Origin of the sequence: Streptomyces sp. NPDC002994 (assembly GCF_040611155.1) — a bacterium.
Lineage (GTDB): Bacteria > Actinomycetota > Actinomycetes > Streptomycetales > Streptomycetaceae > Streptomyces.
The window spans coordinates 19,790-35,063 of sequence record NZ_JBEXNQ010000009.1; the positions used below are offsets into that span (position 1 = coordinate 19,790).

Consider the following 15,274-nt stretch of genomic DNA (forward strand, 5'->3'; position numbering starts at 1 on the left):
TGTGCAATCTATTCGGAAGGTCTGGCCATGCCACTCGCGCTCCTCGCCCTCGCTATCGGGGCGTTCGGTATCGGCACCACAGAGTTCGTGATCATGGGGCTGCTGCCGGAGGTGGCCGCCGACTTCGGTGTCTCGATACCCACCGCCGGATATCTGGTCAGCGGTTATGCCCTCGGTGTCGTGCTGGGTGCTCCGCTGATGTCCGTCCTCGGTACCCGGATCTCCCGCAAGCGCATGCTGATGCTGCTGATGGGACTGTTCATCGCGGGCAATCTGCTCTCAGCTGTCGCCCCCTCGTTCGGCGTGATGCTCGGGGGCCGCGTGGTCGCCTCCCTCGCGCACGGTGCGTTCTTCGGCATCGGATCGATCGTCGCGGCCGATCTCGTCGCCCCGGAGAAGAAGGCCGGAGCCATCGCCATGATGTTCACCGGTCTCACCACCGCGAACGTTGTGGGTGTCCCGCTCGGTACGTTCATCGGCCAGAGCTACGGCTGGCGGATCACGTTCGCCGCGGTGGCCGCGCTCGGCGTGCTCGGTCTCGCGGGCGTCGCCCGGCTCGTACCGGAGACGCCGAAGCCCGAGGGCGTACGGCTGCGCCATGAGCTCGCCGCCTTCCGTAATGTGCAGGTGCTGCTCGCCATGGCGATGACCGTGCTGGGCTTCGGCGGTGTCTTCGCCGCGATCACCTACCTCGCGCCGATGATGACCGGCGTCGCCGGCTACTCCGCCGGGTCCGTCACCTGGCTGCTGGTTCTTTTTGGTCTCGGCATGGTCGGCGGCAACCTGATCGGCGGCAAGTTCGCCGACCGTGCGCTGATGCCGCTGCTGTACGTGTCCCTGGGAGCCCTCGCCCTGGTCCTCGCCCTCTTCACGGTCACCGCCCACCACCAGATAGCGGCGGCAGTCACGATCGTGCTGATCGGCGGGCTGGGCTTCGCGACCGTTCCGCCGCTCCAGAAGCGCGTCCTGGACCAGGCCGCGGGCGCTCCCACCCTGGCCTCCGCCGTCAACATCGGCGCGTTCAACCTCGGCAACGCGCTCGCCGCCTGGCTCGGCGGCCTCGTCCTCGCGGCAGGCCTCGGCTACACCGCTCCCAACTGGGTCGGTGCGGTGCTCGCTGCCTCGGCCCTTGGGCTCGCGTTCCTGTCCAGCACCCTGGAGCGCCGTACGGACGCCCGCAGCCGGGTTGTCGCGGGATCGGCGCCAGCCCCGGAGAAGCCGGCCGCTGCCGTCCCTGCCGCCGCACGGCGCTGAATCAATCCCCCTGAAACAACCAAGGAGTACCCCCGGTCGCTGTCACCGTTCTCGGAGCGCCGGACCAGGACCACGGCTTCGTGAAGGCGGCGGCTGAAGCCCTCGGCCGGTAGCTGGGAGGTCCCGGCCGTCAGCCCGCGGCGAGCGTGAGTGGGGCGAAGCGGCGGGTCCAGTCGCCGGGGAGGGCGGGGATCCCGTAGGTCATTGCGGCGTTGAAGGCGACCGGCTCCAGGCCGTGCGCCTTCAGCCATTCCAGCAGGTCCTCGTGGCGTACGTCGATGTCGGTGCGCAGCGGGCGGTCCGTACCGGCGGCCAGTGAGGCGATCAGTGCCTTGGCGGTCTCGGGGTCGCGGGCGATCAGCGGGCCGACGACGTGGGTGTGCATGTTGGGCCAGGCGGCGGCGTAGCCGATGAGGCCGCTCTCGTCCTCGGCGACGCGGATCTGGTGGGCGAAGGCGGGCAGGCGCGTGAGCATGTGGGTGCGGTCCAGGCCGAAGACTTCGGTGTCCAGGCGCAGGATCGCGGGCAGGTCGTCGGCGGTGGCGGGGCGGGTGGGTACGTCGGCCGGGGGCCCGGAGGGGCGGAAGTGGCCGCGGACCATCTCGGCGTTGCCGGTCATGGTGAAGCCGAGGTCTTCGTAGAGCGGGCGGCCCTGGGGTGTGGCGTGCAGGGTGAGGGGGGTGTCGCCGGCTTCTGCGAGGAGGTGGTGCATGAGGCGGCGGCCGATGCCCTGTCGTGCGTGGCGTTCAGCGACGAGGACCATGCCGATCACGGCGAGTCCGGGTTCGGACGAGGTCCGGGGGGCGTATGAGGTGAGGACGCCGGCGGCGGCGAGGCCTTTTCCTTCCGGTGCGTCGATGCCGTAGCCGGTGCCGGCTGCGAGCAGCAGGCCCCATTTGTGCTCCTGGCGTGGCCAGCTCCTGTTTTCGGAGAGGTCGGCGCAGGCGGTGAGGTCGCCCAGGGTCAGGCGGCGGATGGGCAGATCGGCGTGCGGAGTCGGCATTGGATCAGGCTGGCTGACGTACTGATCGTCCGTCCACCGCTTTACGTGAAGAGGAGGAGGCGGCTCGGAAACGCCTGCCGCGGCGGGTGAGTCCCCAGGGCTTGAGGACCGAGATCGCGGTCATGAAGAAGTAGGCACTGGATGCGACGATCGGCGCGGCGACCAGGCTGCTGTCGGGGATGCCCAGGGCCGCGGCCGCGCTGATTTCGGGGCGCAGCGCGAAGATCGTCGCAGCGCCCGTGATGAGGGTGAGCCAGAACTTCACCCAGACCCAGCGGTGTCTGGCCAGGCCCCACGGCGTGCCGAGAGAGAGCACAAGACCGGTGGCCAGCGACAGTAGCGCGACGGGTGCGAGGAGCCAGTCGCCGAAGACCTTCATGGAGGTGTAGGCGGCCTGCGTGATGGCTGGGGACTCGGTTGTGTAGGCGGTGATGCCGAGAGCGAGCAGTCCGACGGTGAGGCCCAGCCAGCCCACGGAGGCGGCGACGTGCGTGACGAGGAGTGCCCGGCGTGCGGGGCGAGGGAGTGGTTTCACGTGAAACACCGTGCCTGGCGGCGGGCCGGTCCGGCGTCTGACGGGGGGAGTAACCGCGCGTACTAGCCTCGGCGTACATGACGAGACTTCATCTCTTCGATCTCGACGGAACGCTGATGCGAGGTTCGGCGGCGGCTGTCGAGATCTCCCGCCAGTTGGGTGTGAGTGCCGAGATCGCGGAGCTGGAGCGCGATTTCCTGCTGCGGGGCATGGCGCCCGACGAGTTTGCCGTACGGGCCAGGGAGCTGTGGGCGGAGCTCACCGAGGCGCAGGTGGCGGCGGCCTTCGAGGGTGCGCCGTGGCTGTCGGGCATTGAGGAGGTGTGGGCGGATATCCGCTCGCGCGGTGAGTACTGCGCGGTGATCTCGCTGTCTCCGGACTTCTTTGTGGAGCGCTTGCTGGCCTGGGGTGCGCATGCCACACATGGTTCGCGCTGGCCGGCGGTGCCCTTCCTGGAACCGGTGGAGCGGGCGGGGATCTTGAACGCGGCCGCAAAAGTGAAGATCGCTGAACGGCTCTGTGAAGAATTCGGGCTGCTTCGGAGTGACTGCGTGGCTTACGGGGATTCGATGTCGGACGCGGAGATCTTCGCAGCGGTGCCGGTTTCGGTGGCCGTCAACGCAGATCACCATGTGTCGGACCTTGCAGTGCTTGCCTATCGGGGCGGCGATCTGCGTGAGGCGTACGAACTGGTGCAGTCCCGCCGGTAATTCGGGAATGGCCGCAGAGCGGGCGTGGGCCGGCGAGTGCGGGCTGCCGCGGCAGGGGGCTTGTGCGCCGCGCTACCGCCGGTAGGGTCGACTCCGGTTTGCTCCTGGTGGCCTTACTCCGTAAGGCATGGGGCAAAAGGAGCTTAACCAGAAAACGGGTTCGGATGCCCGGACTTCCTGGTCTTTGTCCGATGCGGGAGCGGTGCCTGGCATGCTGCGACGACGGAACTGCGGGCAATGTCACACTTTTGTCCGGCTCACCCCAAATCGGGGTGGGGGCGTGATTAGTGTGGGCCACCGGCAGCATTGACGAACTGACAGGACTGAAGCGCAGACCGACCGAAAGATGTTCGAGGCGAGGCACATCTATGGACGCTCCGACCACCACGTCGGCCGACAACGGCGCTTCCGGTGACAACGGCGCCGGCTGGTTCAAGCCGCGCAGGAAGCCGGGTGCGGGGCCCCAGCAGCCGCCCGGCCAGGGCTCGGACCCGGGTCAGGACCGGATACCGGGGGCGGGCGCGAGCCGTCCGAGCCGCCCGGTGTCCGCGATACGCCCGGTGGGCACCGGCGCCTCACGGCCCCGGCCCGCCGCCGCTCCCACCATGCCTCCCGCAGCCGAAGCTCCTGCTCCCGCGCCTGCTCCCATGGCCGCAGCGCCCGCTGTCGAAGCACAAGCCCCCGAGCCGCGAGCCCCCGAGCCGCGAGCCGCCGAGCCGGCAGCCCCCGAGCCCCAAGAGGCGCCCGCCACCCCCGCGGCGCCCGCCGCCCCCGTGTCCCCCGACGCGGCCCTCATCCGCCGCACCCTCGCCGACATCGGCGACGACGCCGGCAAGGTCACCTCGTACTTCTACGCGCTGCTCTTCACCCGTTACCCCGAGCTGCGCGCGCTCTTCCCCGCCGCCATGGACACCCAGCGCGACCGTCTCCTGAAGGCGCTGCTGACCGCCGCCGAGCACATCGACAACAAGCCGGTGCTCACCGAGTACCTGCGCAATCTGGGTCGTGGCCATCGCAAGTACGGCACCCAGGCGTCCCACTACCCGGCGGTCGGTGAGGCGCTGCTCGGGGCGCTGGCCCGTTACGCGACGTCCACCTGGGACGACGAGTCGGAGGCCGCGTGGATCCGTACGTACACCGCGATCTCGCAGATCATGATCGACGCGGCCGCCGAGAACCAGCTGCGCGCGCCCGCCTGGTGGCAGGCCGAGGTTGTCTCGCACGACCTGCGCACACCCGACATAGCGGTCATCACCCTGCGCCCCGACCAGCCCTACCCCTTCCTGGCCGGCCAGTACACGAGCCTGGAAACGCCGTGGTGGCCGCGGATCTGGCGGCACTACTCCTTCGCCGCCGCCCCCCGCCCCGACGGCCTGCTGTCCTTCCACGTCAAGGCGGTCCCGGCGGGCTGGGTGTCCAACGCGCTCGTCCACCGCGCCCGGCCCGGTGACACCGTGCGCCTCGGCCCGCCGGCCGGCTCGATGACCGTCGACCACACCACCGACAGCGGTCTGCTCTGCCTGGGCGGCGGCACCGGCATCGCGCCCATCAAGGCGCTTGTCGAGGACGTGGCCGAGCACGGCGAGCGGCGCCCCGTCGACGTTTTCTACGGCGCACGCACCGACTACGACCTGTACGACATCGACACCATGCTGCGCCTTCAGCAGTCGCACTCGTGGCTCTCGGTGCACCCGATGGTCGACGGCAGGACGCACTTCCCGGACGCCGTGCTGGAGTACGGTCCGTGGAACTCCCACGACGCCTATCTGTCCGGCCCGCCCGGCATGATCCGCAGCGGCGTCGACGCCCTCAGGAGCCTGGGGATCCCCGGCGAGCGCATTCGCCACGACTCCCTCGAAGAGCTGGTGGCGGCGGGCGACTAGCCACCGGGTGTCTGTCAGCCCAGGTCGTGGGCGTGCATGGCCCGTACGCCCTCGATGTTGCCGTCCAGGTAGTGCCTCAGCGACAGCGGTACGAGGTGCACCGCCGCGATCCCGACCCGGCTGAAGGGCACCCGTACGATCTCGTACTGACCGCACGGCTCGTCGATTTCGGGCCCGTGCCGCCGGGCGGGGTCCATGGACTCCAGTCGGCAGACGAAGAAGTGCTGCACTTTTACGCCCGTGACTCCGCCGCCCGCGATGTGCTCGACGGTGTCGACGAAGCAGGGCACCACGTCGGTGATCTTCGCGCCGAGTTCCTCGTCGAGTTCGCGGTGCAGGGCCTCGACGACGGTGGCGTCCTCCGGTTCGACGCCGCCGCCCGGCGTCAGCCAGTACGGATCGACGCCAGGCTTGGTGCGCTTGATCAGGATCAGGTCGTCGCCGTCGAGCAGGATGGCGCGTGCGGTGCGCTTGACCACGGGCCTCGCGGGTGCGGGTGTGGTCCCCTCGGGAAAAGAGGTGCCGGTCATGGCAATACAGTGGCCCACCTCACCCGTTCTGAAACTCCCGCACCGCTGCCGGATGCCGGCGTGTCGGCTCACGACCAGTCGGTGGCGGCGCGCAGCAGCCACTCGTGCGCCCGCGCGATGTGCGGGAGGGTGAGCGTGCCGGTGCGTACGGCCAGGAAGTAGGTCCGCAGGGGCGGCACGGGAGGGTCGAAGAGCGCCACGACCTCCCCGCGCTCCAGCGCCTCTTCGCACAGATAGCGCGGCAGTACGGCGAGTCCCGCGCCGGCGGCCGTGGCGTGCAGCACGGCCCGCAGGTCGGGTGCGACGACGGTGCCGGCCGCGGCCGGCCGGGCGTCGAAGACGGTGGTCCAGTAGCGGGTGACCAGCGGCAGTGACTCGTGCACCTCCACCACCGGTAATTGCTCCAGTACCTGTGGCCCCTTGCGGCGCAGCAGCCCGGGGCCGATCCTTCCGGCCCAGCGCGGTGCGGCGACCAGGACGTGTTCCTCGTCGCAGAGGGCGGTCCCGGTGAGGATGGTGCCGCGCGGCCGGTCCGTGGAGATGGCGAGGTCGTGGTGTCCGGCGGCGAGGCCTTCGAGGCTCTCCTGGGCGTTGGCGAAGGAGATGCGCAGCGTCAGGCCCTGTGCGATGAGCGGGGAGAGCGTGGGCAGGACCCGTACAGAGGTGAACTCCGGGGGCCCCGCGAGGTGCAGGGTTCGTACGGCGGAATCCTCGTCGAGTCCCGCTTCGGTGATCTCGACGAGTGCGTCGAGGTGCGGCGCCGCCCGGTGCGCGAGCTCGTCGCCGACGGTTGTGGGGGTTACGCCGCGTGCCTGGCGCAGGAACAGCGGGCGGCCCAGCTGCCGTTCCAGGGTGCGGATCTGGCTGGTGACCGCGGGCTGGGAGAGTCCGAGGAGGGCGGCGGCGCGGGTGAAGGAGCCGGCTCGGTGAACCGTGACGAACGTGCGGAGCAGAGCCAGGTCCATGGCGCGGCCTCCCGTCCCGGCGAGGTCGCCGACGGTCACAACTATAAATATGTCGATAGGTCTCTGTCGCTACTGTGATTGGACACTGACGCAGAGTCAACTAGCCTTTGTTTCGCGGTTCTTCGCGCGTGGAACCGGGACGGTCCGAGTCATGAGGGGGGAGGCTCGGACCGTCCGTCGCACGTTGAGGACGCTCGTACGGTCCGCGCTACGGAGCCGCCTCGTCGAGCGCGCGCAGGACGTCCGCCACCAGGTCCTCGGGGTCTTCCGCCCCGACGGAGAAGCGGATGAAGCCCTCCGGTACGGCGTCGCCGCCCCACCGCCCGCGCCGCTCGGCCGTCGACCGTACGCCGCCGAAGCTGGTCGCGTCGTCGGCCAGCCGCAGCCCGTCGAGGAACCGCTCGGCGTAACCGCGGTCGGGCAGCGTGAAGGAGACGACGCAGCCGAAGCGGCGCATCTGGCGCGAGGCGACGGCGTACGACGGGTCGCCGGGCAGCCCGGGATGCCGCAGGCCGCTGACGGCGGGATGCTCGCGCAGGGCTTCGGCGAGGGCCAGCGCGTTCGCGCCCTGCTTGTCGGCGCGCAGCTGGAGGGTGGCCAGGGAGCGGTGCGCCAGCCAGGCCTCCATGGGGCCGGGGATGGCTCCGACGACCTTGCGCCAGCGCCGTACGCGCGCCGCGAGGCGGGCGTCGCGGCAGGTCACGTAGCCGAGCAGGACGTCGCCGTGGCCGGTGAGGCCCTTGGTGCCGCTGGCGACGGAGAAGTCCGCGCCCAGCTCCAGGGGCCGCTGCCCGAGTGGTGTGGCGAGGGTGTTGTCGACGGCGACCAGCGCTCCGGCGTCGTGCGCGGCGTCCGCGAGCCTGCGGATGTCGCAGACGTCGAGCCCCGGGTTGGAGGGCGTTTCTATCCACAGCAGCCGTGCCCCGTCGAGTATGCCGAGCTGGGCGTCCCCGCCGGTCGGGGCGGTGCGCACTGTCACGTCGTACGCCGCCAGTTGTTCGCGTACGAGCGCGAGCGCCTGGTAGCCGTCGTCGGGCAGTACGACCGTGTCGCCGGCCCGCGTCTGGGAGAGCAGGACGGCGGAGACAGCGGCCATGCCGGACGCGAAGACGACCGTCTCGACCCCCGTGTCCCGCGGTGCCTCCAGTTCGCCGATGGCCCGCTCGAGGTGCGTCCAGGTGGGGTTCTCGTCGCGTCCGTAGGTGTACGGTCCGGTCGGTTCACCGGGCAGGTGGTAGTGCGCGGCGAAGACCGGTCCCGGGAGCGTCGGTTCGTACGCGACGGGCTCGGGAAGGCCTGCGCGTACGGCCCGGGTGCCGTCTCCCACGGCGTCGTCGGGCTTGGTCTCGGGGCTCATGCGTCAGTCCTTCTCGGGCAAAATGACATTCAGCGCCCACGAGACGATGCTGATGATCAGGGCGCCGAGCACGGCTGTCCAGAAGCCCTCGACGTGGAAGCTGAGGTCGAACTTGTCGGCCAGCCAGGAGGTCAGCAGCAGCATCAGCGCGTTGATCACCAGGGTGATCAGGCCGAGGGTGAGGATGAAGAGCGGCAGCGTCAGCAGCTTCACGATGGGCTTGACGACGAAGTTCACCAGGCCGAAGAGGAGCGCGACGATGATCAGCGTCAGCGCCTTCTTGCCGGTGCTCTCGCCGGTCAGCGTGATGTCGTGCAGGAGCCAGATGGCTACCAGCAGGGCCCCCGCGTTGGCGATCGTCTTGACTAGAAAATTCATCATGTGTCTGATCGTGGCAGACATGATCTGCGCCGGACAGCGGCGCACGGCTGGGCGAGGGGCGGACGGACGATGAAGGCATTCCGACTGGACGAGCTGGAGGCGGAACGCGCCGCCAATGACGGTGCGTATCTGCAGTTCCTGCGGGAGAGGAACATGTCGGTCGGCCTGTACGCGCTGAACGCGGGCGAGAGCGACCCGCAGCAGCCGCACCGCGAGGACGAGGTGTACTTCGTCGTCAGCGGGCGCGCGTCGATCACCGTGGGCATGGAGACGACACAGGTGGGGCGGGGCAGCGTGGTGTACGTACCGGCCGGGGTGCCGCACAAGTTCCACCACATCACCGAGGATCTGCGGGTAATGGTCGTCTTCTCGCCGCCGGAGAGCTGACGCAGGAGAGCTGACGCCCCGAGGGACTGACACGGAACTCGGGGTTCCCTCGGGGGCCGATCAGGGGTCTTCCAGGGCTCCGGATGCCCCGCGAGCCACCCCTTCGCCCCTAGCATCGAGGTCAACGAAGCAGAACTCCGAGGGAGAAGAGGCAGGGCGATGGCTGTGCGGGAGATATACGCGGGGATGCCGTGGTGGGTGAAGTGGGTCGCGGTGCCCGTCATCGCTCTGGTCGTGTTCGGCGGCGCCATCCTGAGCGCGATCGGTCTGCTGATCGGCCTCCTCTTCAAGGTGCTGCTCTTCGTCGCCCTGGTCGGCGGACTGATCTACGTCGTACGGAAGTTCATGGCGTCGTCCTCGTCGTCCTCGTCGTCGGGCGGCGGCTGGTAGCCGGCCCCGGTTAGCCCACCTGAGGGATACGGGCGCGACAACCACTCTGCACGCAGGGGTTGGGCAGTTAGAGTGACGGCCGTGGCTACGTCACACACCGCCGCTGCTCCGACTCCGACTCCGACCCTGATCGGTTCGGTACAGCGCGCCCTGCGGCTTCTCGAGGCGGTGGGCGCCCATGCCGACGGTGCCCCAGCCAAGCAGCTCGCGCGGGAGGCCGGTCTTCCGCTTCCCACCGCCTATCACCTGTTGCGCACGCTGGCGCACGAGGGCTATCTGCGGCGCGAGGGCGGGGTGTTCGTCCTCGGCGAGGCGGCCGTGCGGCTGGCGGCCACGGGGGCGCGGCACCATCGTCGCGGCCTGATCACGCAGTCGCTGGAGTACTGGCGGGACGCGATCGGCGTAGCCGTCTACTTCGCGCTCTACCGCGAGGGTGAGATCGATCTCGTCGCGGTCGCGCAGGCCCCGTCGTCGCCGGCCGTGGAGGAGTGGGCCGATTTCCGTGAAACCGGTCATGCCCACGCCCTGGGCCAGTGTCTGCTGAGCCAGCTCGACGAGGAGTCCCGCCGGGATCATCTGGCCCGTCATCCGGTCGAGCCGCTCACGCCGTATTCGGTACGCGACCGAGGGGCGCTGCTGGAGCGGCTGCGGTCGCTGGAGCGGATGCGGCCGGTCGTGGAACGCCAGGAGTACGCGGTCGGCTCCGTCTGTGCGGCCATTCCGATCACGGTCGGATCGACGGCCGCGGCGATGGCCATTTCTCTGCCCGTCGAACAGGAGCGGCGGCTGCTGCCCGCGGTTGACCAACTGCGCGGTGGGGTGGGCGGGCTGATCAGCTCGTTCGCGTTCTCTATCAGTATCTGAAATATCACTCCTTGTGCCTCGGTCGGTGGTTCAAGCACGATGGGCGAATGCGCGAGTCGGTTCAGGCACAGGTCATGATGAACTTCCTTGTCTCGGAGGAGCTTTCCTTCCGGATCCCGGTGGAGCTTCAGTACGCGGTCAGGGATCCGTACGCGGTCCGGATGACGTTCCACCTCCCCGGCGACGACCCCGTGACGTGGGCGTTCGGCCGGGAGCTGCTTTTCGACGGTCTCGCCGGGCCGTGCGGCGAGGGTGATGTGCACATCGAGCCAACCGATCCTGATGAGCTCGTGGATGTTCACATCCGGCTTCAGGTCGCCGGTGAGGGTGCGCTGTTCAGTGCGAGCACCGCCCCGCTGGCGGCGTTCCTCGACCGTACGGACAGGCTCGTGCCGCTGGGGCAGGAGTGCGGCCTCGCGGGCTTGTGCGGGGACGTCGAGGAAGCGCTCGACCGGATCCTCGCCGAGGAGCAGAACGCCGGCTGAGCACCCCTGGGCGGGCGGTCAGCGCTTGCGGCGTCGTCCCCCGCCGCCGGTGCCGCGTGCCGGGGACGCCGCAGCGGCCTCGCCGGAGCCCGGACGGTCGGCCGAAACGACCAGCGCCGCGAGCGCGGTGGTCACCGGCACCGAGGCGACCAGGCCGATCGAGCCGACCAGGGTCCGTACGATCTCCTCCGCGACCAGCTCGCTGTTGGCGACCGTACCGACACTGCTCTGCGCGATCGAGAAGAGCAGCAGCAGGGGCAGCGCGGCGCCCGCGTACGCCAGCACGAGGGTGTTGACGACAGACGCGATGTGGTCGCGCCCGATGCGGATACCGGCCCGGTAGAGGGCGCGGGGGCCCATGGACGGGTCGGCCTGGTGGAGTTCCCAGACCGCCGACGTCTGGGTGACGGTCACGTCGTCGAGCACGCCGAGGGAGCCGATGATGACGCCCGCGAGCAGCAGGCCGCTCATGTCGATGTCCGGGTAGAGGCCGTGGATGAGCCCGGTGTTGTCGTCCGTGTTGCCGCTCAGGAACGCCCAGCCGATGAAGAGCGAGCCGAGCAGCCCGATCAGCAGCAGTGAGATGAGCGTGCCGACGACGGCGACGGACGTACGGGCGGTCAGGCCGTGGCAGGCGTACAGCGCGATGAGCATGATGGCGCTCGCTCCGACGACCGCGACGATCAGCGGGTTCGAGCCCTGGAGGATGGCGGGGAGGATGAAGAGCGTCAGGATCGCGAAGGACACGGCGAGCGCGATCAGCGCCATCAGGCCCTTCATGCGGCCGACGACGATCACCGCGAGGGCGAAGATCCCGGCCAGCAGGGCCATGGGGATCCCGCGGTCGACGTCGGTCACCGAGTACTGGAGGTCGCGGGGCGCGTCGGGGGCGTACGCCACCACCACGCCCTGCCCCTGGTTCAGCTGCCTGGGCGCGTCGGGCTGGACGATCTCGGTGAAGGTACGGCCCTTGTCCTTGCCGGACGTGACCTCGATCGTCGCTCTCTCGCAGGTGCCCTGCTGGGCCTGCTGGGCTTCGCGGCCGGACGGGGTGGAGGTGTCGCCGGTCGGTGGCACCTGGGCGGCGTTCACGTCCTTGCAGTCGACCTGCTGGACGGCCGTCACCTTGCCCGACACGGTCTGCCGGTCGAAACCGACACCGGTGCGCTCGTGTCCGGGCGCGCCGCCCGGCCAGAGCACGACGAGGCCGATGAAAACGGCCGTGGCGAATGGGATCAGCACCGCCGCGATGACCTTGCGCAGGTGCTTGGAGACGGGCGCGGCGGGCCCGTGGCTGTGGGTGTGGCCGTGGATTTCGGGCGTTGGCTGTGGGGACGTCACCGACCGATCATCGCAAGAACGGAGGGGGCCCTCTGTTCAGCGCGCCAGAAGGGACGCTAGCGTGGGGGCACCTTTGCACACGCGGGAGCTCGGAGCACCGGGCTGAGAGGGCGCTGACCTTCGTACGTAAATCCGTACGAAAGCCGCTGCGTCGACCGCCGAACCTGTTACCGGGTAATGCCGGCGTAGGGAGTAGGTCTCATGACCACAGCGGATGCACACACGCCTGCCACCAGCCAGGACGGGCGCAAGCCGGGCTGGCACAAGGGATACGTCTCGGGGCCCGAGGGCTCACGGTCGGATCTTCGCGTGCCGGTCCGGCAGGTGCACCTCACCAACGGGAAGGACGTGACGCTGTACGACACGTCCGGCCCGTACACCGACCCGACCATCGAGACGGACGTACGCCGGGGACTCGCGCCGTTGCGCGAGAACTGGATCATCGGCCGCGGCGACACCGAGGAGTACGCGGGCCGTCCGGTCCGTCCCGAGGACGACGGGATCAAGCACACCTCACCGCGCGGGGGCCTCAGGAACCTCGACGCGGTCTTCCCGGGCCGGCCTCGCCTGCCGCGCCGGAGCCGCGACGGGCAGGCCGTCACGCAGCTGGCGTACGCGCGCCGCGGGGACGTCACGCCCGAGATGGAGTACGTGGCGATCCGCGAGAACGTCTCCCCCGAGGTCGTACGGGAAGAGATCGCGGCGGGCCGGGCGGTCCTGCCGGCGAACGTCAATCACCCGGAGATCGAGCCGATGATCATCGGCAAGCGGTTCCTGGTGAAGGTCAACGCCAACATCGGCAACTCGGCGGTCACTTCCTCCATCGAGGAGGAGGTGGACAAGATGACGTGGGCGACGAAGTGGGGCGCCGACACGGTCATGGACCTGTCGACCGGCCGCAACATCCACACCACTCGCGAGTGGATCCTGCGCAACGCTCCCGTGCCGATCGGCACCGTGCCGCTGTACCAGGCCCTGGAGAAGGTCGACGGCAAGGCGGAGGAGCTGACCTGGGAGGTCTACAAGGACACGGTCATCGAGCAGGCCGAGCAGGGCGTCGACTACATGACGGTCCACGCCGGCGTGCGGCTGGCGTACGTTCCGCTGACGGCCCGCCGCAAGACCGGCATCGTCTCGCGCGGCGGTTCGATCATGGCCGCGTGGTGCCTGGCGCACCACAAGGAGTCGTTCCTGTACGAGAACTTCGAGGAGCTGTGCGACATCCTCGCGGCGTACGACGTGACGTACTCGCTCGGCGACGGTCTGCGGCCCGGTTCGATCGCGGACGCCAACGACGAGGCGCAGTTCGCGGAGCTTCGGACCCTCGGGGAACTCAACACGATCGCCAAGCGTCATCACGTGCAGACGATGATCGAGGGTCCGGGTCACGTCCCGATGCACAAGATCAAGGAGAACATCGACCTCCAGCAGGAAATCTGCGAGGAGGCCCCCTTCTATACGCTCGGCCCGCTCACTACGGACGTGGCCCCGGCGTATGACCACATCACCTCCGGCATCGGGGCGGCGATGATCGCGTGGTGGGGCACGGCCATGCTCTGCTACGTGACGCCCAAGGAGCACCTGGGTCTGCCCAACCGTGACGACGTGAAGACCGGCGTCATCACTTACAAGATCGCGGCGCATGCCGCGGATCTCGCCAAGGGGCACCCGGGGGCGCAGGAGTGGGACGACGCGCTGTCGGACGCCCGCTTCGAGTTCCGCTGGGAGGACCAGTTCAACCTGGCCCTGGACCCGGACACGGCGCGGGCGTTCCACGACGAGACGCTGCCCGCCGAGCCGGCGAAGACGGCGCACTTCTGCTCGATGTGCGGGCCGAAGTTCTGCTCGATGAAGATCAGCCAGGACATCCGGCGTGAGCACGGCGGCACGCAGGACGAGATCGAGGCGGGCATGGCGGAGAAGTCCAAGGAGTTCGCCGCCGCCGGCAACCGGGTGTACCTCCCGATCGCGGACTGAGCCGCTGAGGGGCCCCTGCCTGCCGTAAGGCGGGGGCCCATCGGCCGTGGGGTAACGGAACAGGCAAGAGCCACCCGCCTCTTGATCGTTCTGCCTACGCTCCTCACCATGGGTGGAATCGACGTGGCCAATGGTGTGGTGGGCGCCCTGCTGGGCATGGTGTTCGCCACGCTGTTTCAGCAGCCTTTGCAGGACGCCTGGTTCAGGGTCCGCAGGCGCTCGTCGAGTGCGGTCCGCAGCCTGCGCTCGCGCGGGGAGCCCAGCCGTGCGTGGACCTCCTTCGCTCTGGGGCCGCTCCACACCTGCGCCCTGATCGTGGAGGGTGACGGTGAATCCACGATCATGGCCGATGCCATCCACATTCAGGTTCTGGACGATGAAGTGGCCCTTCCGCCGGAAATGGCCCCGTGGCGTGACGAGATCGAGGCCGAGAGCGCGCAGCTCCAGGCCGGGGGCCGGACGCCCGTATGGAACGGTCCTCGTTACGCCGTCGAGGCGTTCGACATCTCGCGGAGCGCTCTCGACGAGCACCCCGAGGTCCACCTGAGGCTGCGGCCCACGGACTACTACACGTTCCTGGCCGCTCAGCAGCTCGACCGCCGGCTGCCCAACGGCGGCACTCCGCGGTCCCAGTACCTCGACCCGGACCGCCCGCTGGACGCCCCGGCCTTCCTGCAGTGCAGCTTCGCGGTGAACGTCGCCGTGGTGACCGCCGACGACATGCTGGTGGTCAGTCAGCGAAGCGAACGGGTGCGCATGGCGCCCGGGGTGTGGAACTCCTCGGTGAACGAGGGCCTGTCCCGGCACATCGACTCCTCCGGCCGCAACGCGCCGGACCTGTACGCCGTCGCCCGGCGCGGTATGCGCGAGGAACTCTCCCTGGAGCCGCCCGAGTACACCCTCGCTCTGCTGGCCTTCGTGCTGGACGTCGACAAGCGCCACTGGAGCGCCCACTTCTACGCGCGCCTGAAGACGTTGACCCGCGAGGGCGTGCAGGCGCGCATGAGCAGAGGCGTCGCCGACCGGTGGGAACACCAGACGACGGAGTTCGTCCCCTTCCGCCCGGCGGACGTGTCCAGGTATCTCCTGCGTACGGACCGGATCCACCGGTGGGCGCCCCTGGCTCCCGCGCTGTTCCACCTGGCGCTGGTGCACGTCCACGGGCGTGCTTCGGTGGAACGCGCCGAGGCGCAGGTGGTCCGTCGGCTGTAG

Annotated in this window: 16 protein-coding genes and 1 riboswitch; of the genes, 9 read left to right on the plus strand and 7 right to left on the minus strand. The window is 69.4% G+C overall.

The annotated features are described in order from the left end of the window. Positions 1-27 precede the first annotated feature (27 nt). Complete coding sequence (locus ABZX79_RS13880; RefSeq protein ID WP_355255768.1) at positions 28-1,254, plus strand: MFS transporter; 1,227 nt, start codon at positions 28-30, stop codon at positions 1,252-1,254. 130 nt (positions 1,255-1,384) lie between these two features. Here ABZX79_RS13880 and ABZX79_RS13885 read toward each other — a convergent pair whose 3' ends face one another. Next, a complete protein-coding gene (locus ABZX79_RS13885) occupies positions 1,385-2,257 on the minus strand; it encodes a GNAT family N-acetyltransferase (RefSeq protein ID WP_355255771.1) in 873 nt (290 codons plus the stop codon). 4 nt (positions 2,258-2,261) lie between these two features. Then, positions 2,262-2,792 (minus strand): DUF2269 domain-containing protein, encoded by a 531-nt coding sequence (locus ABZX79_RS13890; protein WP_355255774.1) that lies wholly within the window; start codon positions 2,790-2,792, stop codon positions 2,262-2,264. Between the two features lie 77 nt (positions 2,793-2,869). On the opposite strand from ABZX79_RS13890, the gene ABZX79_RS13895 reads away from it, so the two are divergent. Continuing rightward, positions 2,870-3,502 carry an HAD-IB family phosphatase gene (locus tag ABZX79_RS13895; protein WP_355255777.1) on the plus strand — a complete coding sequence of 211 codons (633 nt, stop codon included), beginning with the start codon at positions 2,870-2,872 and terminating at the stop codon, positions 3,500-3,502. A 368-nt stretch (positions 3,503-3,870) separates the two neighbouring features. Next, positions 3,871-5,385 carry a globin domain-containing protein gene (locus ABZX79_RS13900; RefSeq protein ID WP_355255780.1) on the plus strand — a complete coding sequence of 505 codons (1,515 nt, stop codon included), beginning with the start codon at positions 3,871-3,873 and terminating at the stop codon, positions 5,383-5,385. Between the two features lie 14 nt (positions 5,386-5,399). On the opposite strand, the gene ABZX79_RS13905 is transcribed toward ABZX79_RS13900, so the two are convergent. The 4 genes from ABZX79_RS13905 to ABZX79_RS13920 all read right to left on the minus strand — a co-directional run bounded on the left by ABZX79_RS13905 (position 5,400) and on the right by ABZX79_RS13920 (position 8,618). Continuing rightward, on the minus strand, positions 5,400-5,915 hold the full coding sequence (locus ABZX79_RS13905; RefSeq protein ID WP_355255783.1) for an NUDIX hydrolase: 516 nt from the start codon (positions 5,913-5,915) through the stop codon (positions 5,400-5,402). 68 nt (positions 5,916-5,983) lie between these two features. After that, positions 5,984-6,880, minus strand: coding sequence for a LysR family transcriptional regulator (locus ABZX79_RS13910; RefSeq protein WP_355256458.1), 897 nt, complete (start codon positions 6,878-6,880; stop codon positions 5,984-5,986). A gap of 208 nt (positions 6,881-7,088) precedes the next feature. Continuing rightward, entirely contained in the window at positions 7,089-8,237 is a 1,149-nt protein-coding gene (locus ABZX79_RS13915; RefSeq protein ID WP_355255786.1) for a cystathionine gamma-lyase, read from the minus strand. Positions 8,238-8,240: 3 nt separating this feature from the next. Further along, positions 8,241-8,618: a phage holin family protein gene (locus ABZX79_RS13920; protein ID WP_355255789.1), complete on the minus strand. Its 378-nt coding sequence runs from the start codon at positions 8,616-8,618 to the stop codon at positions 8,241-8,243. 69 nt (positions 8,619-8,687) lie between these two features. Between ABZX79_RS13920 and ABZX79_RS13925 the strand changes: the two genes are divergently transcribed. The 4 genes from ABZX79_RS13925 to ABZX79_RS13940 all read left to right on the plus strand — a co-directional run bounded on the left by ABZX79_RS13925 (position 8,688) and on the right by ABZX79_RS13940 (position 10,744). Next, complete coding sequence (locus ABZX79_RS13925; protein ID WP_355255792.1) at positions 8,688-9,005, plus strand: cupin domain-containing protein; 318 nt, start codon at positions 8,688-8,690, stop codon at positions 9,003-9,005. 165 nt (positions 9,006-9,170) lie between these two features. After that, a complete protein-coding gene (locus tag ABZX79_RS13930; RefSeq protein WP_355256461.1) occupies positions 9,171-9,395 on the plus strand; it encodes a DUF5326 family protein in 225 nt (74 codons plus the stop codon). 81 nt (positions 9,396-9,476) lie between these two features. Next, a complete protein-coding gene (locus ABZX79_RS13935; RefSeq protein ID WP_355255795.1) occupies positions 9,477-10,259 on the plus strand; it encodes a helix-turn-helix domain-containing protein in 783 nt (260 codons plus the stop codon). 47 nt (positions 10,260-10,306) lie between these two features. Further along, positions 10,307-10,744, plus strand: coding sequence for an SsgA family sporulation/cell division regulator (locus ABZX79_RS13940; protein WP_355255798.1), 438 nt, complete (start codon positions 10,307-10,309; stop codon positions 10,742-10,744). 18 nt (positions 10,745-10,762) lie between these two features. Here the strand turns inward: ABZX79_RS13940 and ABZX79_RS13945 are convergent, their stop codons facing one another. Further along, positions 10,763-12,085 (minus strand): YibE/F family protein, encoded by a 1,323-nt coding sequence (locus ABZX79_RS13945; RefSeq protein WP_355255801.1) that lies wholly within the window; start codon positions 12,083-12,085, stop codon positions 10,763-10,765. 71 nt (positions 12,086-12,156) lie between these two features. Continuing rightward, positions 12,157-12,294: riboswitch (TPP riboswitch) on the plus strand. Between ABZX79_RS13945 and thiC the strand changes: the two genes are divergently transcribed. Beyond that, positions 12,287-14,062 carry a phosphomethylpyrimidine synthase ThiC gene (gene thiC, locus ABZX79_RS13950; protein WP_355255804.1) on the plus strand — a complete coding sequence of 592 codons (1,776 nt, stop codon included), beginning with the start codon at positions 12,287-12,289 and terminating at the stop codon, positions 14,060-14,062. Its footprint overlaps the riboswitch before it by 8 nt. A 108-nt stretch (positions 14,063-14,170) precedes the next feature. After that, a complete protein-coding gene (locus ABZX79_RS13955; protein ID WP_355255806.1) occupies positions 14,171-15,274 on the plus strand; it encodes a hypothetical protein in 1,104 nt (367 codons plus the stop codon).